The following is a 15,657-nucleotide window of genomic DNA, read 5'->3' on the forward strand; positions in this document are numbered from 1 at the left end:
ACCGCTCAGTCGGTGGGCTTGAGGACGTAGCCCACGCCGCGCATCGTGTGGATCATCGGGTTGCGGCCGGCATCGATCTTCTTGCGCAGGTAGGAGATGTAGAGCTCGACGACGTTGGCCTGGCCGCCGAAGTCGTAGTTCCACACGCGGTCGAGGATCTGCGCCTTCGACAGCACCCGCTTGGGGTTGCGCATGAGGTAGCGCAGCAGCTCGAACTCGGTGGCCGTGAGGTGGATGTCGGCGCCGTCGCGGATGACCTCGTGGCTGTCCTCGTCCATCGTGAGGTCGCCGACCACGAGGAGCGAGCCGCCGTCGTCGGCCGCGACGGTGGTGCGGCGCATCAACGCACGCAGGCGGGCCACGACCTCCTCGAGGCTGAACGGCTTGGTGACGTAGTCGTCGCCGCCGGCGGTGAGCCCGGCGACGCGGTCCTCGACGGCGTCCTTCGCGGTGAGGAAGAGGACCGGCACGTTGGGGTCGTCGCCGCGCATCCGGCGCATGACCTCGAGGCCGTCGAAGTCGGGGAGCATCATGTCGAGGACGACCGCGTCCGGGCCGAACTCCTTGGCGGCGCGCACGGCGGCGACACCGCTGCCGGCGCTGCGCACCTCCCAGCCCTCGTAGCGCAGGGCCATCGAGAGCAGCTCGGTGAGGTTGGGCTCGTCGTCGACGACCAGCACCCGCACGGGGCTGCCGTCGGGGCGCTGGAGGGCGGGGGCCGTCTGCGAACGGGTCGTGGTCATGGATCCAGTGTGTGTCCGGCTGCTGTTGCCCGTCCATGCGTTTCCTGTGCCGAACCTGTGTGTCCTGTGCGTTGGGATGTCAGCGGTTTGCTGGCGTCGCCACAGGTCGGCCACAGAGGCCCGCCGCACTCTCGACAGGACGATCGCCCCCCGACCCGGAGGACACCATGACCCCCAGCGACCACACCCAGCCGATCCCCGACCAGCCCGACGGCGCCCACCAGGCCACCGCCGACGAGGCCGCCCCCACCAGCCACGATGCCCCCGCGAGCGCGGCGGACACCGAGCAGCTGCCGCCCACGCCGGCACCCGACCCGGCGGCTCCCGCCTGGGCGCAGGCCGGACACGTCCCGGAGGAGGGCGTCCCCGTGGCCGCCGCCAGCGAGGCGGCTCCGGCCGCTCCCGTCACGGCCGCACCCGCCGCCGCCCCCGTCGCCACGGCGCCGGCGGTCCGTCCGCCGCGGTGGTCGGGCAAGAAGACCGCGGTCGCCGCCGCCCTGGCCGTCGGCCTCGGGGTGGGGGCTGCGGCCGGTGCGACCACGGCCTTCGCCCTCGGTGACGACGGTGGGGGCCGTGGCGACACCAGCCAGTTCGGCCCGGGCCGGGGTGGGCCGGGCGGCCAGGGCGGCCAGGGCGGCCCCGGGGGCCAGATGCCCGGCCAGGGCCAGATGCCCGGCGGTCACGACGGCGGCCGCGGCGGGCCCGGCCAGGACCCGCAGCAGCAGGGCGGCACGTCCTCCGACCCCGGCGACGCCAACGGCACCGGCCAGACCACCTGACCCGGCCGCCCCTCCATCAGGACCGGGACGACGAGGAGCCCCGCGGAGCGTGCTGCTCCGCGGGGCTCCTCGTGCCGTTCCGGGCGAACCGGTCGGGGGTCAGGCGCTCTCGAGGCGGGCGCGCAGGGTGGCCAGCTCGTCGGCGAGCGGGGTCGGCAGCTGGTCGCCGACCTTGGCGAACCACTCCTCGATGAGGGGGAGCTCGGCCTTCCACTCCTCGACGTCGACCGACAGGGCCTTGGCCAGCTCCTCGTCGGTGAGGTCGAGCCCGTCGGTGTCGAGCGACTCCGGCGTGGGGACGTGCCCGATCGGGGTCTCGATGGCGGCCGCGGTGCCCTCGATGCGCTCGATCGCCCACTTGAGGACGCGGCTGTTCTCGCCGAAGCCCGGCCAGAGGAAGCCGCCGTCGTCATCGCGGCGGAACCAGTTGACGTAGAAGATCTTCGGGAGCTTGGTGGCGTCGGCGTCCTTGCCGAGGTCGATCCAGTGCTGGAAGTAGTCGGCGACGTTGTAGCCGATGAAGGGGAGCATCGCCATCGGGTCGCGGCGCACGACGCCGACGGCGCCGGTGGCCGCGGCGGTGGTCTCCGACGAGAGCGTGGCGCCCATGAACGTGCCGTGGGTCCAGTCGCGCGACTCGGTGACGAGGGGCACGGTGGTCTTGCGACGTCCTCCGAAGAAGATCGCCGAGATCGGGACGCCGTTCGGGTCGTCGTACTCGTCGGCGAGGATCGGGCACTGCGAGATCGGGGTGCAGTAGCGGCTGTTCGGGTGGCTCGAGACCTCGTCGCTGTCCGGGGTCCAGGGCTCGCCCTTCCACGAGGTCGCGTGGTCGGGCACGTTCTCCAGGCCCTCCCACCAGACGTCGCCGTCGGCGGTGAGGGCGACGTTGGTGAAGATCGAGTTGCCCTGCTCGATGGTGCGGATGGCGTTGGGGTTGGTCTTCTCGTTGGTGCCGGGGGCGACGCCGAAGAAGCCGAACTCGGGGTTGACGGCATAGAGACGGCCGTCCTTGCCGAAGCGCATCCAGGCGATGTCGTCGCCGAGGGTCTCGACCTTCCAGCCCGGGACGGTCGGCTGGAGCATGGCGAGGTTGGTCTTGCCGCAGGCGCTGGGGAACGCGGCGGCGATGTAGTGGACCTGCTGCTGCGGCGAGGTGAGCTTGAGGATGAGCATGTGCTCGGCCAGCCAGCCGCCCTCGTGCGCCATGGCCGACGCGATGCGCAGGGCGTAGCACTTCTTGCCGAGCAGGGCGTTGCCGCCGTAGCCCGAGCCGTACGACCAGATCTCGCGGGTCTCGGGGAAGTGCGAGATGTACTTGGTCTGCGAGCAGGGCCACGCGACGTCGGCGGTGCCGTCGGTGAGGGGGAAGCCGACCGAGTGCAGCGCCTTGACGAAGTCGGCGCCGCGCTCCTCGATGGCGTGGAGCACCTCGGTGCCGACCCGCGCCATCACGTGCATCGACACGACGACGTAGGCGCTGTCGGTGATCTCGACGCCGAACATCGGGGCCTCGGAGTCGAGGTGGCCCATGACGAAGGGGATGACGAACATCGTGCGACCGGTCATCGAGCCCTCGTAGAGCTCGGTCATGGTCGCCTTCATCTTGTCGGGCGCCATCCAGTTGTTGGTGGCGCCGCTGTCGGCCTCGTTGACCGAGCAGATGAAGGTCTGGTCCTCGACGCGCGCGACGTCGGTGGGGTCGCTGGCCGCGTGGAAGGAGTTGGGCTTCTTCGCGTCGTCGAGGCGGGTGAAGGTGCCGGCCTCGACGAGCTCGGCGGTGAGCCGGTCCCACTCGTCGCTGGAGCCGTCGCACCAGACCACGCGGTCGGGGGTGGTGAGGGCTGCGATCTCGTCGACCCAGGCCTGCAGGCCCTCGTGGCTCGTCCCCGTGTCGTGCACTGCCTGCGTGGTCATGGTCGTCCTTCCGCCGGTCCGGCTCTACTGGTCGGCCACCGCCCGACGACGCACGCTCGGGCCCGCCGGTGGGCGGTGGCTCGGCGCCCGCCGCTGGGAGCCTTTTGCCACGGTATGCCCGGGTACCGAGGGGTAGCCACCGTGGAAGCGTTTGCACCTTGTGGGGCTCCTCACAAGACGGTGGGCCGACTGAAAACTCTTGCAAGGCCGCTGAAAAGGCAGGTCACGGAGTGACGGCCGGTTACACGGCGGTCACGGTCGTGGGGCGGGCGGATGTCGGCGTCCGGCCGCGTGGGTGGGTCGCGGGGCCGCGTCGATGGGGGCCGCGCCGGTGTGGAGCGGGGCCGGGTGGCGGGGTCCCTCCCGGGCGGCACCCGGCGGATTTCACGACCGGCGAAGGGCTCCGGTAGTCTGCTCTCTCGTTGCGCCCGTGGGTGTGACAGGCGCCCGTAGCTCAACGGATAGAGCATCTGACTACGGATCAGAAGGTTAGGGGTTCGAATCCCTTCGGGCGCGCACTGTGTTGAGACAGTAGGACAGGCCCCGGCCGGCGGAAACGCGGTCGGGGCCTTGCTCTGTCCGGACGTGCGACCGTTCCCCGCCACCCTTGGGGTCCGAGGAAATGGGCTCCGGAGTTCGCCGCACGGGTCCTTCGGCCCAAGATGGGCGCATGTTGAACCTGCGGATCTCGTCACCGGCGGAGATCACCGACGAGGTGCTCGCCCTGCTCGAAGGCGACCCGAGCGTCAGCTCGTTGTCGGTCATCCGGGGCGCATCGGTCCGGCCGAGGGGTGACCTCGTGCACGTCGACGTGGCCCGCGAGGGCGCCAACGTCGTCATCGACGCCCTGCGGGCGCTGGGGGTCCCCGAGGAGGGAGCCCTGCACGTCGAACCCGTCACGACCTGGCTCTCGCGCTCGGGCCTGGAGGCCGACGAGCGCACGCCCGGAAGCAGCGCGGACTCGGTGGTGTGGGCGGACGTGACACAGCGCGCCTATGAGGACTCCGAACCCAACTGGACCTACGGGACGTTCATGGTCCTCGCGACCCTCATCGCCACGATCGCGATCGTCCTCGACTCGCAGATCCTCGTCATCGGCGCGATGGTCTTGGGCCCGGAGTTCGGGGCCGTGGCCGCTCTCGCGGTCGCCCTCGTCCGCCGGCGCGGCAGCCTGCTGCGTCGAGCCGCGGGCACGCTCCTGCTCGGGTTCGTCGCTGCGATCCTGGCGACCATCGTGGCGGTCGTCGCGGCGCGCGGGCTCGGCTGGATCACCGTCGAGGACGTGACGCGACCACGTCCCAGCACGGGCTTCATCTACTTCCCGGACAAGTGGTCCTTCATCGTGGCGGTCATCGCGGGGGCCGCGGGCGCCTTGTCGCTGACCTCCGCGCGCACCGGTGGCCTGTCGGGGGTGTTCATCTCCGTCACCACGATCCCTGCGGCGGCCAACATCGCCCTCGGTCTGGCGTTCGGCGTGTGGGCGGAGGTGTGGGGGAGCGTGCAGCAGCTCGGCCTCAACCTCGCCGGGATGGCCGTGGCCGGCTGGCTCATCCTCGTGGTGCAGCAGGTCGTGTGGAGCCGGGTCTCCGCGCGCCGCTCAGCACTGGTGGCCCGTCTTCGGGAGCGAGGTCGAGTGACGCGCCAGTGACACCGCCGGGTGGCGCAGCCCGATGAGCCTCGGCTCCGTTCACGGCTCGCCGATGCTGCGCTGGCGGTCGCGCCCCTCCTCCTTCAGCGCGGTGTTCTCGTCGTCGAGGACGGTGTTCCGGTCCTGCAGGTCCAGGACCATGGCGACACCGCTGAGGTTGAGTCCCTGGGCGAGGAGATCGGTGATGCGGTGGAGCCTGTCGAGGTCGTCCTGGCTGTAGCGGCGGGTGCCGCCCGTGGTCCGATCTGGTGTGAGGAGGCCGCGAGCCTCGTAGAGCCGGAGGTTCTGCACTCCCGTGCCCACGAGCTCGGCCGCGACGGAGATGCCGTAGACGCCCTTGGTCGAGGAGGTCCGGCGGCTCGGCTCGGGGATGGCTGGGTCGCCCACATGGCTCCCTTCTCGTGCTTGCGCTGGCATGTGCCAAGTGCTATATGAAATGTACAGCGCACACCACAGATCCAGTGGGGATCCGTGGCCCGAAAAGGACATCCGGACACATGGAGGTGATGACGATGTTGATGCGCACCGACCCCTTCCGTGAGCTCGACCGCATGGCCCAGCAGGCCTTCGGCGCGGTGGGGACTCTGGCCCGGCCCGCGGTGATGCCGATCGACGCGTGGCGTGACGACGACACGTTCGTCGTCGAGCTCGACCTGCCCGGCGTGGACGCCGACAGCATCGACCTCGACGTCGAGCGCAACGTCCTCACCGTGAGGGCGGAGCGCCCCGCCCCGCGCAACGACCGGGAGCTGGTGGCCGCCGAGCGCCCGCGCGGGGTCTTCAGCCGGCAGCTCTTCCTGGGCGACACCCTCGACACCGACGGCATCCGTGCCGACTACGAGAACGGTGTCCTGCGCCTGCGGATCCCGGTGGCCGAGCGCGCCAAGCCGCGCAAGATCGAGATCGGCACTGACGGCGCGCGACAGGCCATCACGGCCTGAGCGCGGGGGTCGTCATGTCGTCCACCCTCGTCGACCGTGAGCCGGCCACCAGGGACGTCGCTCCCGACGGGCCGGACCGGGTCATGGATGCCGCGGACGCCTTCCTGGCGATCGTCCTTGCCGACCACGACCTCCTGGCCGCCGAGTTCGAGGCGATCGTGGGTGCCCAGTGGCCGTCGGGCGTGCCGACGGACCCGGCCATGGGCGACGAGAGCGAGCGTGGCCCGAGACCCCCATCAGGTGCGTCCACGGCGGTGTCGAGATGCCTCGGGAGTCCGACTCAGGACGGCGGTCGGGGGCGAGGGCCCCCGGGCGGCGGGCACCGCCCTGGGCGGCGCCGGCGGTCGCGCAGCGGAGGACCGAACAGGTTCACGGGATCAAGGGAGGGTGGGATGGGCGAGGCGAGGCGCAGGCAGTCGACGACGGCGGGACACGAGAGCGCGGAGTCGCTTCGCGGTCTGGGGCAGGCCCTCGCGTCGCTCCTCGAGGCGGCAGGCTCCGGGAGCGGTCCGTCGTCGATCGACGGCCTCCTGAGGTTCGGGCAGTCCCGCGCCGTGGGCGCCCGCTGGGGGAGCGTGGTCCTGCAACGACAGGGGAGGTTCCACACGCTCGCCTCGACCGGGGAGACGGCCGCAGCCATCGACAGCACCCAGTTCCGAGCCGGCCGAGGGCCGGCCATCGACGCCATGCTCGAGGGAGGCACGGTCCTCACGGCCGACGTCTCCGAGGACGAGCGCTGGCAGCCGCTCGGTCGGGGACTGCGTGAGCGGATCGGCGTCCGCAGCATGGTGGCGTACCGCCTCGACCTGCTCGACGGGGACGAAGAAGCTGCCGCTCTCTGCTTCAGCTCGGACCGCGTCGACGCCTTCTCACGGCACGACGTGAACCGGGCCTGCTCATCGCGAGCCACGCCGCGCTGATGATCGCGGCCCACACCGCCACCGCCGACGCCGACCACCTGAGCAGGGCCCTCGAGACCAACCGGGAGATCGGTGTGGGGCTCGGTGTGCTCATGGCCAGCCACTCGCTCACGCGCGAGCAGGCCTTCCAGGTGCTGCGGACAGCGAGCCAGAACACCAACCGGAAGCTGCGCGACATCGCCACCGAGGTCGGGGACACCGGTCTCCCGCCGGCCGCTGGCGCGGGGAAGGGGTAGCGCGCGGTCGGAGCCCTGCCCGGTCCGGACCGTCTACTGGACGGGCAGGATGGCGCGGGTCAGGAGGGTCCCGACGTCGGCGGGCTCGTCGCAGATGACGAGGGACGCGTCACAGGTCGTCACCGTGTCGTTGTCGATGACCATGACGGTCGTCGGTTCGAGCCACACGAACCGGAGGTCCTCACCGATCCCCACACGGGACAGCTCCGCACTGAGGGAGCGGACCTCGCCGGTCTCCGTCACCACGACGCTGCGGCTGCCGGGGCTGAACCAGTACCGACCGTCGGGGCTGAGACCGTGGCCCTCGTTCTCGCCGACCATGGCGTTGGTGTCGGAGAGGCGGCCGCCCTCGGGGGAGACGAAGGTCAGGCCTGCACGGCCCGGGCGGGTCACGGCCCACACACCGGTGGTCACGTCCTGGACGACCGCGCCATCGGGTTCGACCCAGGAGTGGCCGGAGGGCACCAGCTCCGCGTTGGGGTGCTGCCAGCTCCACTGCCAGATGGAGCACCCCGCCCGGCTCGTCGGCAGGGTGCCCAGGTCGCCGCCGAGGAGCTCGACCGGTTCGCTCGGGGCGGGACACCTGCGCAGGTACACGAGCTCCGCGCTGACCGAGAGGACGTCGACCCACTCGGGCCCGGCCTCGGGGATGGTGGTGCGCTGGACGGCGCCGCTCGCCGCGTGGGCGACGACGAGCCGTTTCCGTGTGGGTCCCTGCTCGACCCAGGCGAGCCAGTTCCGCTCCGGGTTGCCGACGACGTTGCGACGCAGTCCCCGAGGGTGCTCAGGCGTCGATGACAAGGGCTCGACCGAGGGCCAGGGGTCGTGTCCGATGACGTTGGTCCCGCCCTGCCACCCCCGGAAGACGATGCGCGGCTCGCTCGTCTCGTCCTCCACCCAGACGAAGCCGCTCTTGAGCACCGTGAACTGGGCGACGCGCGCGTCAGTTTCGGCCACGTCCCTGCCCTGCTGGACCAACCCGCCGATGAGGAACGGCGGGTCCGACGCCAGCATCGTCAGCTGTCGCGCCTCCCTCGTGACCGACGGGGCCGCGGGGACGGGCTCCTCCGCCGAGGGCCAGGACCCGGTCCACGCGATCGTCACGCCCACGAGGACGAGCACGACGACGGCCGCCACGGCTGCGGTGACGGTGGCCCGGCGGACCCGCACCGCCTGCCCGGCGGCGAGGAGCGCGTCGACATCCGGCTCGGGGCCGGAGATCCCGCTCACGCTGCGCTCCAGGGCGGCCCTCACGAGGTGCTCGCTGTTCATCGCGACTCCTCCACGTGGTCCTGGGGCGACGGGTACGGCTGCAAGGCCGCGGCCAGGGCGGCCAGAGCGGCACGGGCATGCCCCTTGACCGTCCCCGGCGCGACACCGAGCGCGTCCGCGATCTCCGCCTCGGTGAGGTCGGCGTAGTAGCGAAGCACCACCACCGCCCGCTGGCGCTCGGTGAGGGTCGCCAGGGCGGCGAACACGAACCGGGCATCCACGACCGCGTCCTCGGGGCCGGCCTGGGTGCCGGCGCCCGCGAGCTCACCGGGTCTGTCGGTGGGGACCTCGTGGGCGCTGCGGCGGCGTCGCGCCGAGATCACCTCGTTCGCCAGCATCCGGTGGACGTAGGCGACCGGGCGGTCCGCTCGGCGCACGCGGGGCCAGGAGGCGTACACCTTCACCCACGTCGCCTGGACGACGTCTTCGGCGGTGTGGTGGTTCCCGGTGAGCAGCAAGGCCGACCGGAACAGGGAGGCGTGGCGCGCCCTGACGAACCGCACGTACTCCTCCCGCTCCCGCGCGCGCATCCGTGCCTCCTGGCTCGGCCGGGCCCGACGGTGTCGGGCCTCCACCTCGACGACGCATCGACCGCCGATGACGGTTCAGTGCGGGGCCGATCGTGTCGTGACGATCGTCCTCGAGACGCGGGCGCGTGTCACCGGGCGCCGCTGCGGCCTCCGCCTCCTCCGCCGTCGACCGCCAACCTTCGGCAGGTGGACATCCGCGGCGCCCGGAGCGCTGGGACCTCCCGCCGGGTCGTGATGATGGGGGCACGCGCCAGCACCACCGACGACAGGACACGGCCCCATGACCCCCACCCCCGAGCTCCTCGCACTGCTGAAGGGCACGAGCACCTGCTACCTCGCGACGACGATGCCGGACGGGTCGCCGCAGCTGACGCAGACCTGGGTGGACACCGACGGCGAGCACGTCGTCATCAACACGGTCCAGGGCCACCAGAAGGAGCTCAACGTGCGCCGCGACCCCCGCGTCGCGGTCACGGTCGCCGACCCGGACAACCCGTCGCGCTACGTCGCGGTGCGAGGGCGGGTGCTCGACAGCACGACCGAGGGCGGCGCCGAACACATCGACGAGCTCTCGCAGCGCTACACCGGCTCGCCCTACCCCTGGTACGGCGGTCGCGACCAGGTGCGCGTCATCCTCACGATCAGCATCGAGCGGGTGCACGCCCAGGGCTGAGGCCGCGCTCGCGCCGATGGCCCCGACCGGCGGATGCGCGGTCGGGGCCCTCGGTCGTGCGGGGGTGCCGGGTGTCAGTCGGCGGTCTGCAGGGCCTTGACCTCGTCACGCGCGGCGACGACCGCGGCGTGCTGACGGGCGACGACCTCACGGAACCCGGCGCTGAGGTCCTGCTCGAGGGCCTTCTCGTACTCGGAGACCGCGTGGTCCTCGCCGGTCACGGCGGCGCCGAGGACGCTGCCGGCGTCGTCGCCGGTCAGGGCGTCCTTGAGCGAGATCCACCCACGGTGCAGCGCCGCAGCAGCCGAGCCGCTCTCGTCGACGTCGTCGCCGTACTGGTGGCCGAGCGCGACGATCTCCTGGCGGAAGCCCGCCCGCTGCTCGGCGAGCCGCTGGAGGGTGGTCGCCCACTCGGGGCGGTCGCCGTCCCGCAGCTTGTCGGCGGCGGTCGCGAAGCCGCGCTCGCCGTCCTTGAGGGTCTCCACGAGGTCCTTGGCGGCCTTCTCGTCATCCGACATGTGCGCTCCTTCGTTCGGGGTGCTGGGTCCTTGGTTCTACCCCGATGACGGACGCCGAACCCTCGCCGTCGCACCTCGACCGGGAACGTTCGACAGCGCGCGGTCCACCGCCAGGTGTGGAGGGTGGCCGGTGGTCCGGTCACGGACCGACGGATGGTCCGTGGTGACCATGGACCGGGTCGGCCTCGCAGGAGCAGACTCGTCCGCAGGGATCGGGACACAGCGAAGGGCGAGCTCATGATGATGTGGTTGTGGATCGGGTTGTTCGTCGGTGCGGTCGTCCTGGCCGCGTTCTGGATGGACCGTCGCCGCGGCTCCACCGGTGACGCCCGCGACCTCGACCTCCCGGGAACCAAGCAGGGCCGTCCGCGGCACATCGACACCAACGACGGCTTCAACGGCATGTGACGTCCGCCCGGCCGCGAGCCGGGCGGGGTCAGAACCCGAGGGGGTGCGGCGCGAGGGCGACTGCGGCGAGTCCCGTTGCGGCGACGGCGAGTCCGCAGCCCAGCGAGGTCGCCACGCGGGCCTGCATCGACGCCTCGATGGCGACGGCCACCAGCGTGATCGCCGAGGCGACGAGCACGACGAGCGTGAGGAGTGCAGCACTCGAGCCGAGCGTCGTCGGAGTGGACCACGCGAGCAGCGAGGCCGCCACGGTCACGAGCGCGGCGATGGCGAGCCGGAAGGGCGTCACGTGGTGCCTTCCTCGCGCTCGGTGCTATGGCGGATCCGCGACGATCATCCCAGCCGGTCCAGGGCCCTCTTGTGGGTCCTCACAGGGTTCGACGGCGCCTCTTGCCCCAGCAGGGTGGGGTGTGCTCGGAGGTCCGCGCGACGGCCTGCGCACACGCGCCTGACAGCCTCCTCGCCGGCCTGACACAGCCGGGGCCGACAGGGTCGGAGACGTGCTCGCCGCCGCCCGTCGCCTGGCCCCGAACGCCACGATGGCGGTCCTGGTCGTCGTCGCGGTCGCGGTGCGCTGGAGCGTCCTCGACGTCGAGAGCGGCGACTTCCACGCGTTCCTCGACCCCTGGTACACCCACCTCGCGCAGCGCGGGTTCGCCGGGCTGGGCGACGACTTCTCGAACTACAACACCCCGTACCTCGTCCTGCTGTGGGCCGCCACCCACCTGCCGCTGCCCGAGCTCGTGGCGGTCAAGGCGGTGTCGGTCGCGTTCGAGGTGCTCCTCGCCGTCGTCGCGTTCCGGGTGGTCGGGGTGGTCCGGCCGGGATCGGTCTGGTGGCCGCGCCTCGTGGCGGGCGCCCTCCTCCTCCTGCCGACCGTGGTGATGAACGGGGCGGCGTGGGGACAGTGCGACGCGGTCTACGACTCCCTCGTCCTGGGCAGCCTGTACCTGCTGATCACGCGCCGGCCGTGGTGGGCCTGCGCCCTCTTCGGCCTCGCGCTGGCGTTCAAGCTCCAGGCCGTCTTCTTCCTCCCGGTGCTCGTCCTGCTCCTGCTGACCGGGCGGCAGGGCGTGGTGAGCCTGACCGCGGTGCCGGCCGCCTTCCTCGCCGCGCTGGTCCCCGCGATGGTCGCGGGCCGCGGGCTGCTCGACCAGCTCGCCGTGTACCCCGCCCAGGTTTCGGGGGCGAGCAGCGTGGGCGTCGCGGCCTCGGGCCGGGTCGGACCGCGGGGCGGTGGCGGTGGCCGGGGTGGCCCCCCGGTCCCCGCCGGTGCCGGCGCCCCGCCACCGGACCTGATGGCGGGCGGCGTCGGGTCAGGTGCCGGGCGACCGGGCGGTGGTCCCGGTGGTGACGCCGAGGTGTGGACCGGCCACGCGTTCACGGCCAACGCCCCGACGCCGTACGCGTGGCTGCCTGCCGACGCGGGCCAGGCGTGGAAGGTCGGGGGCCTCGTCGTGGCTGCTGTCGTCGGGCTGGCCTTCGGGGTCTGGCTGCTGCGTCGACGCCGCGCGCTGACCCCCGGCGAGATGGTGCTCGTCGCGGCCGCGGTGACCCTCGTCATCCCGTGGCTGCTGCCGGAGATGCACGAGCGCTACTTCTTCCTCGCCGAGGTCCTGCTCGTCGTCGCGGTGGCCGCGGACCTGCGGGCGCTCGTCCCGGCCACGGTCCTCCAGGCCGCGAGCGCGACCACCTACCTCGCGTACCTGCGCAGCGAGCAGGTCGTGCCCCTCGGGGCGTCGGCGGCACTCGCGGCGGTCGCCGTGGTGGCGGTCGCCGTCCTCGCCGTGGTGCGGCTCGGGAGCCCGGACCCGAAGCGCGGCCACCGCTCAGCGTCGCCACCGGCGCCGCTGCCGATCACCTGACCGGAACGGCTGTGCCGGGCCGGTTCCCGCGCCGTCAGCGATCCCGTCGAGGGGCGAACCCGCTGCTCCCACGGACGACGAGCCGGGTCCCGATCACGTCGCCCTCGGGTACGGGCTGCCCGTCCATGACCAGCTCGAGGAGGTCGAGGAGACGCTCGGCGATCGGCTCGACGGGGACTGACACGCTGGTGATCTCCGGGCTGACCATCGAGGCCAGCGGGCTGTCGTCGAACCCGGTCACCGCGAGGTCCTTGCCGACCCGGATGCCGAGCATCGAGGCGATGGCGACGACGCTGACGGCGAGCGAGTCGCTGGACGTGATGACGGCGTCGGGGACCCCGTTGTGGGTGAGGAACTCCGGCAGCCGGGTGCGGATCGACTTCAGCGTCGTGCCCGAGAGCACGCGGTGTCGCGGAAGCTGGATTCCCCTCTGGGACAGCGCCTCCCGAGTTCCTCGGCGGCGTTCGGTGTTCCAGTGCGCGGACGTGCCGTACCCGACGAAGGCGATGTCGCGGCAGCCCTGGTCGACCACGTGGTCGACCGCCTCGTGCATCGCGACGGCGTTGTCGATGTCGAGCGCCGCGACGGTGGACCCCGTCTCCGGGCGCCCCATGACGACGAAGGGCACGCCGAGCTCCTCGAGGACGCGGGCGCGGATGTCGCCGGCCGTCGAGTCCGAGAGGATGAAGCCGTCGACGAGGCCCGCGACCGCGGTCGTGCGGAACTCGTCGGGTTGCTCCTCGTCGTGCGTGAAGACGAGGACCCGCCGGTTGTGGTGGGTCGCCGCCGGGACGAGGGCGTGGAGCAGCCCGACGGTGAACGGGTTGGACACGTCGAGCTGGCGGCGGACCATGTCGAACCCGATGAGCCCGGTGCGCTGTGAGCGCAGGCTCTGGGCGTAGCGGTTCGGCTGGAATCCCAGTGCGGCGATGGCGCGCTCGACCTTCGCCCGGGTCGGCGGGGTGAACCCGCCGCGGTCGTTGATGACGTTGGAGACGGTCTGCGGGGAGACCCCTGCCGCCTTGGCGACGTCGACGATCCGGGGTCGTCGGGGGGTCGGCCTGGCGGCCATCGGCGCTCCCCTCTCGTCGGTTCGACCCCCGCGGTGCGGGGCCGGTCGGCTCAGCGTAGCGAGCGCGTCAACGCCCTCGAGGTCGGCCCGCGGACGTCGCGGTGTCGTGACGACCGACGACGGAACACCTCTTGACGACATCGGCCCAGTCTGTCATGTTTCGTTAAAGCGATGTTTCGTTAAAGCGCTCAGCCAATGGCGGCTCACCTCCGGGTCGCCCTGATCCGAGGAGGGTCTGATGACCGCACCACCGCTGGTGGCCGCGCCAGCGCGGGCACTGCGCCGAAAGGGCCGCAAGCCGCCACCCGAGACCGGCAAGGGCGACCTCAAGTTCGCCCTGCTGTTCATCGCCCCGGCGCTCCTCGGGTTCGTGGCCTTCTACCTGTGGCCCACCCTGCGAGGGATCTACCTCAGCTTCACCGAGTTCAGCCTCTTCGGCTCCCCGGAGTTCATCGGCATCGACAACTACACGGCCATCGCCAGCGACGACCTGTTCTGGAACTCGATGAAGGTGACCCTCGAGTACGTCGTGCTCAACATCGGCTTCCAGACCTCGATCGCCCTCGGCCTCGCGGTCCTCATGCACCGGCTGACCAAGTCCGGGATCATCCGCGGCTCGATCCTCCTGCCCTACCTCATCGCCAACGTCATCGTCGCGCTGCTGTGGTTCTGGATGCTCGACTACCAGATCGGCATCGTGAACTCCTTCATGGAGTGGATCGGGATCGGGCGGATCCCGTTCTTCGGCGGCGAGGACTGGGCGATCCCCACCATCGCGTTCGTCAACGTGTGGCGGCACATGGGATACACGGCCCTGCTGATCTTCGCCGGCCTGCAGACCATCCCGGCCACCGTCTACGAGGCAGCCGCCGTCGACGGCGCGAACGAGTGGAAGACCTTCTGGAAGATCACCCTGCCGCTGCTGCGGCCGGTGCTGGTGCTCGTGCTGATCATCACGGTCACCGGGTCGTTCCAGGTGTTCGACACCGTCGCGGTGACCACGGGTGGTGGCCCGATCAACGCCTCCCGGGTCATCCAGGTCTACATCGTCGAACGCGCCTTCGAGCGCAGCGACTTCGGGTACGCGGCCGCCCTGTCCGCCGTGCTCTTCGTCATCCTCGCCATCGTCGCCTGGGCCCAGAACAGGTTCCTCGGCGGCAACGAGTCGGACCTGGCCTGAGGAGCGGACATGACCACCACCACCACCGCACGGACCACGTCGTCCACGCACCGTCCCGAGGCCGCGCCCTCGTTCCTCAGCAGGGTCAACTGGGGCCGCCTGGCGGCCTGGGTCGTCCTCTGGCTGTTCATCCTCCTGACCCTCTTCCCCTTCTACTGGACCCTGCGCACCGCCCTGTCGAACAACCGGGCCCTGGCCGGCGCGTCGGGCTCGCTCCTGCCGGCCGACTTCAGCCTCGGCGGCTTCAAGCGGGTCTTCGGCCTCGGGTCGGTCGAGGAGGCCCTGGCCGAGGGCGGCTCCGGGGCGTCGATCAGCTTCTGGCTCTACCTGCGCAACTCCTTCGTCGTCGCCACGGCGATCACCGTGGGCCAGGTGGTCTTCAGCGCCGCTGCCGCCTACGCCTTCGCCCGCCTCCGCTGGCGCGGCCGGGACGCCGTCTTCACCCTGTTCCTCACCGCGCTGCTCGTCCCGCCGATCTTCACGAGCCTGCCGAACTTCCTCACCATCAAGCAGCTCGGCCTGCTCAACACCCTGCCGGGCATCGTCCTGCCGTCGTTCTTCATGACGCCGTTCGCCGTGTACTTCCTGCGGCAGTTCTTCCTCGGCATCCCGCGGGAGATCGACGAGGCAGCCCTCATCGACGGCGCCGGGCACCTGCGCATCTTCTTCCGGATCATCATGCCGATGTCGATGCCGCCCATCATCACCCTCGGCATCCTGCAGTTCATCGCGGCCTGGAACGACTACTTCTGGCCCCTGCTCGTCGGACAGACCGAGGAGTCCCGCGTCCTCACCGTGGCCCTGGGCGTCTTCAAGTCACAGACCCCACAGGGCTCCCCCGACTGGGCCGGCCTCATGGCCGCGACCCTCGTCGCCGCGCTTCCGATCATGGTCCTCTACGCCTTCTTCGGCCGCCGGATCGTGAACTCCATCGGCTTCACCGGCATCAAGTAAC

Annotated in this window: 18 protein-coding genes and 1 tRNA gene; 11 read left to right on the forward strand and 8 right to left on the reverse strand. The window is 71.4% G+C overall.

What is annotated here, in order from left to right:
- Positions 1-5 precede the first annotated feature (5 nt).
- Positions 6-743 carry a response regulator transcription factor gene (locus ACFLFB_RS01880; RefSeq protein WP_392544012.1) on the reverse strand — a complete coding sequence of 246 codons (738 nt, stop codon included), beginning with the start codon at positions 741-743 and terminating at the stop codon, positions 6-8.
- Positions 744-910: 167 nt separating this feature from the next.
- Here ACFLFB_RS01880 and ACFLFB_RS01885 point away from each other — a divergent pair, with 167 nt between their 5' ends.
- Positions 911-1,522 (forward strand): hypothetical protein, encoded by a 612-nt coding sequence (locus tag ACFLFB_RS01885; RefSeq protein ID WP_392544013.1) that lies wholly within the window; start codon positions 911-913, stop codon positions 1,520-1,522.
- A gap of 99 nt (positions 1,523-1,621) precedes the next feature.
- On the opposite strand, the gene ACFLFB_RS01890 is transcribed toward ACFLFB_RS01885, so the two are convergent.
- The gene (locus ACFLFB_RS01890; protein ID WP_392544014.1) at positions 1,622-3,439 is read right to left on the reverse strand and encodes a phosphoenolpyruvate carboxykinase (GTP); all 1,818 of its coding nucleotides are present in this window, start codon (positions 3,437-3,439) and stop codon (positions 1,622-1,624) included.
- Between the two features lie 443 nt (positions 3,440-3,882).
- Here ACFLFB_RS01890 and ACFLFB_RS01895 point away from each other — a divergent pair.
- Together ACFLFB_RS01895 and ACFLFB_RS01900 are read left to right on the forward strand one after the other, a co-directional pair.
- A tRNA-Arg gene (locus tag ACFLFB_RS01895) sits at positions 3,883-3,955 on the forward strand.
- A 154-nt stretch (positions 3,956-4,109) separates the two neighbouring features.
- Positions 4,110-5,087: a DUF389 domain-containing protein gene (locus ACFLFB_RS01900; protein WP_392544015.1), complete on the forward strand. Its 978-nt coding sequence runs from the start codon at positions 4,110-4,112 to the stop codon at positions 5,085-5,087.
- A gap of 39 nt (positions 5,088-5,126) precedes the next feature.
- On the opposite strand, the gene ACFLFB_RS01905 is transcribed toward ACFLFB_RS01900, so the two are convergent.
- Positions 5,127-5,474, reverse strand: coding sequence for a MerR family transcriptional regulator (locus ACFLFB_RS01905; protein ID WP_392544016.1), 348 nt, complete (start codon positions 5,472-5,474; stop codon positions 5,127-5,129).
- Positions 5,475-5,599: 125 nt separating this feature from the next.
- Here ACFLFB_RS01905 and ACFLFB_RS01910 point away from each other — a divergent pair, with 125 nt between their 5' ends.
- The 3 genes from ACFLFB_RS01910 (at position 5,600) to ACFLFB_RS01920 (ending at position 7,184) form a co-directional block, all read left to right on the forward strand.
- Positions 5,600-6,028 (forward strand): Hsp20/alpha crystallin family protein, encoded by a 429-nt coding sequence (locus tag ACFLFB_RS01910; RefSeq protein ID WP_392544017.1) that lies wholly within the window; start codon positions 5,600-5,602, stop codon positions 6,026-6,028.
- A 392-nt stretch (positions 6,029-6,420) separates the two neighbouring features.
- A complete protein-coding gene (locus ACFLFB_RS01915) occupies positions 6,421-6,948 on the forward strand; it encodes a hypothetical protein (RefSeq protein WP_392544018.1) in 528 nt (175 codons plus the stop codon).
- Positions 6,948-7,184 (forward strand): ANTAR domain-containing protein, encoded by a 237-nt coding sequence (locus ACFLFB_RS01920; RefSeq protein WP_392544019.1) that lies wholly within the window; start codon positions 6,948-6,950, stop codon positions 7,182-7,184. Before ACFLFB_RS01915 ends, ACFLFB_RS01920 begins: the two co-directional genes overlap by 1 nt.
- A gap of 33 nt (positions 7,185-7,217) precedes the next feature.
- Here ACFLFB_RS01920 and ACFLFB_RS01925 read toward each other — a convergent pair whose 3' ends face one another.
- Positions 7,218-8,456: a hypothetical protein gene (locus ACFLFB_RS01925; protein ID WP_392544020.1), complete on the reverse strand. Its 1,239-nt coding sequence runs from the start codon at positions 8,454-8,456 to the stop codon at positions 7,218-7,220.
- Complete coding sequence (locus ACFLFB_RS01930; RefSeq protein ID WP_392544021.1) at positions 8,453-8,986, reverse strand: SigE family RNA polymerase sigma factor; 534 nt, start codon at positions 8,984-8,986, stop codon at positions 8,453-8,455. The genes ACFLFB_RS01925 and ACFLFB_RS01930 overlap by 4 nt, the downstream gene beginning before the upstream one ends.
- Before the next feature lie 280 nt (positions 8,987-9,266).
- On the opposite strand from ACFLFB_RS01930, the gene ACFLFB_RS01935 reads away from it, so the two are divergent.
- Complete coding sequence (locus tag ACFLFB_RS01935; RefSeq protein WP_392544022.1) at positions 9,267-9,659, forward strand: PPOX class F420-dependent oxidoreductase; 393 nt, start codon at positions 9,267-9,269, stop codon at positions 9,657-9,659.
- 74 nt (positions 9,660-9,733) lie between these two features.
- Here ACFLFB_RS01935 and ACFLFB_RS01940 read toward each other — a convergent pair whose 3' ends face one another.
- Positions 9,734-10,177 carry a PA2169 family four-helix-bundle protein gene (locus ACFLFB_RS01940; RefSeq protein ID WP_392544023.1) on the reverse strand — a complete coding sequence of 148 codons (444 nt, stop codon included), beginning with the start codon at positions 10,175-10,177 and terminating at the stop codon, positions 9,734-9,736.
- Between the two features lie 237 nt (positions 10,178-10,414).
- Here ACFLFB_RS01940 and ACFLFB_RS01945 point away from each other — a divergent pair, with 237 nt between their 5' ends.
- A complete protein-coding gene (locus ACFLFB_RS01945; protein ID WP_392544024.1) occupies positions 10,415-10,585 on the forward strand; it encodes a hypothetical protein in 171 nt (56 codons plus the stop codon).
- 28 nt (positions 10,586-10,613) lie between these two features.
- On the opposite strand, the gene ACFLFB_RS01950 is transcribed toward ACFLFB_RS01945, so the two are convergent.
- A complete protein-coding gene (locus ACFLFB_RS01950; RefSeq protein WP_392544025.1) occupies positions 10,614-10,874 on the reverse strand; it encodes a hypothetical protein in 261 nt (86 codons plus the stop codon).
- Between the two features lie 211 nt (positions 10,875-11,085).
- Between ACFLFB_RS01950 and ACFLFB_RS01955 the strand changes: the two genes are divergently transcribed.
- The gene (locus ACFLFB_RS01955) at positions 11,086-12,450 is read left to right on the forward strand and encodes a glycosyltransferase 87 family protein (protein ID WP_392544026.1); all 1,365 of its coding nucleotides are present in this window, start codon (positions 11,086-11,088) and stop codon (positions 12,448-12,450) included.
- Positions 12,451-12,484: 34 nt separating this feature from the next.
- On the opposite strand, the gene ACFLFB_RS01960 is transcribed toward ACFLFB_RS01955, so the two are convergent.
- On the reverse strand, positions 12,485-13,522 hold the full coding sequence (locus tag ACFLFB_RS01960) for a LacI family DNA-binding transcriptional regulator (RefSeq protein WP_392544027.1): 1,038 nt from the start codon (positions 13,520-13,522) through the stop codon (positions 12,485-12,487).
- A gap of 238 nt (positions 13,523-13,760) precedes the next feature.
- Between ACFLFB_RS01960 and ACFLFB_RS01965 the strand changes: the two genes are divergently transcribed.
- Together ACFLFB_RS01965 and ACFLFB_RS01970 are read left to right on the forward strand one after the other, a co-directional pair.
- The gene (locus tag ACFLFB_RS01965) at positions 13,761-14,702 is read left to right on the forward strand and encodes a carbohydrate ABC transporter permease (protein ID WP_392544028.1); all 942 of its coding nucleotides are present in this window, start codon (positions 13,761-13,763) and stop codon (positions 14,700-14,702) included.
- A 9-nt stretch (positions 14,703-14,711) separates the two neighbouring features.
- Positions 14,712-15,656 (forward strand): carbohydrate ABC transporter permease, encoded by a 945-nt coding sequence (locus tag ACFLFB_RS01970; RefSeq protein WP_392544029.1) that lies wholly within the window; start codon positions 14,712-14,714, stop codon positions 15,654-15,656.
- Position 15,657 lies beyond the last annotated feature (1 nt).

Origin of the sequence: Oryzobacter telluris, assembly GCF_043099285.1 — a bacterium.
In the GTDB taxonomy this organism is placed as follows: domain Bacteria; phylum Actinomycetota; class Actinomycetes; order Actinomycetales; family Dermatophilaceae; genus Oryzobacter; species Oryzobacter telluris.

Bases quoted from the DNA above. Each gene is read 5' to 3' on its own strand.
- ACFLFB_RS01910 (WP_392544017.1), top strand. From the start codon at position 5,600: ATGTTGATGCGCACCGACCCCTTCCGTGAGCTCGACCGCATGGCCCAG.
- ACFLFB_RS01965 (WP_392544028.1), top strand. From the start codon at position 13,761: ATGACCGCACCACCGCTGGTGGCCGCGCCAGCGCGGGCACTGCGCCGA.
- ACFLFB_RS01915 (WP_392544018.1), top strand. From the start codon at position 6,421: ATGGGCGAGGCGAGGCGCAGGCAGTCGACGACGGCGGGACACGAGAGC.
- ACFLFB_RS01925 (WP_392544020.1), bottom strand. From the start codon at position 8,456: ATGAACAGCGAGCACCTCGTGAGGGCCGCCCTGGAGCGCAGCGTGAGC.
- ACFLFB_RS01945 (WP_392544024.1), top strand. From the start codon at position 10,415: ATGATGATGTGGTTGTGGATCGGGTTGTTCGTCGGTGCGGTCGTCCTG.
- ACFLFB_RS01890 (WP_392544014.1), bottom strand. From the start codon at position 3,439: ATGACCACGCAGGCAGTGCACGACACGGGGACGAGCCACGAGGGCCTG.
- ACFLFB_RS01880 (WP_392544012.1), bottom strand. From the start codon at position 743: ATGACCACGACCCGTTCGCAGACGGCCCCCGCCCTCCAGCGCCCCGAC.
- ACFLFB_RS01930 (WP_392544021.1), bottom strand. From the start codon at position 8,986: ATGCGCGCGCGGGAGCGGGAGGAGTACGTGCGGTTCGTCAGGGCGCGC.
- ACFLFB_RS01900 (WP_392544015.1), top strand. From the start codon at position 4,110: ATGTTGAACCTGCGGATCTCGTCACCGGCGGAGATCACCGACGAGGTG.
- ACFLFB_RS01970 (WP_392544029.1), top strand. From the start codon at position 14,712: ATGACCACCACCACCACCGCACGGACCACGTCGTCCACGCACCGTCCC.
- ACFLFB_RS01885 (WP_392544013.1), top strand. From the start codon at position 911: ATGACCCCCAGCGACCACACCCAGCCGATCCCCGACCAGCCCGACGGC.
- ACFLFB_RS01940 (WP_392544023.1), bottom strand. From the start codon at position 10,177: ATGTCGGATGACGAGAAGGCCGCCAAGGACCTCGTGGAGACCCTCAAG.
- ACFLFB_RS01920 (WP_392544019.1), top strand. From the start codon at position 6,948: ATGATCGCGGCCCACACCGCCACCGCCGACGCCGACCACCTGAGCAGG.
- ACFLFB_RS01960 (WP_392544027.1), bottom strand. From the start codon at position 13,522: ATGGCCGCCAGGCCGACCCCCCGACGACCCCGGATCGTCGACGTCGCC.
- ACFLFB_RS01935 (WP_392544022.1), top strand. From the start codon at position 9,267: ATGACCCCCACCCCCGAGCTCCTCGCACTGCTGAAGGGCACGAGCACC.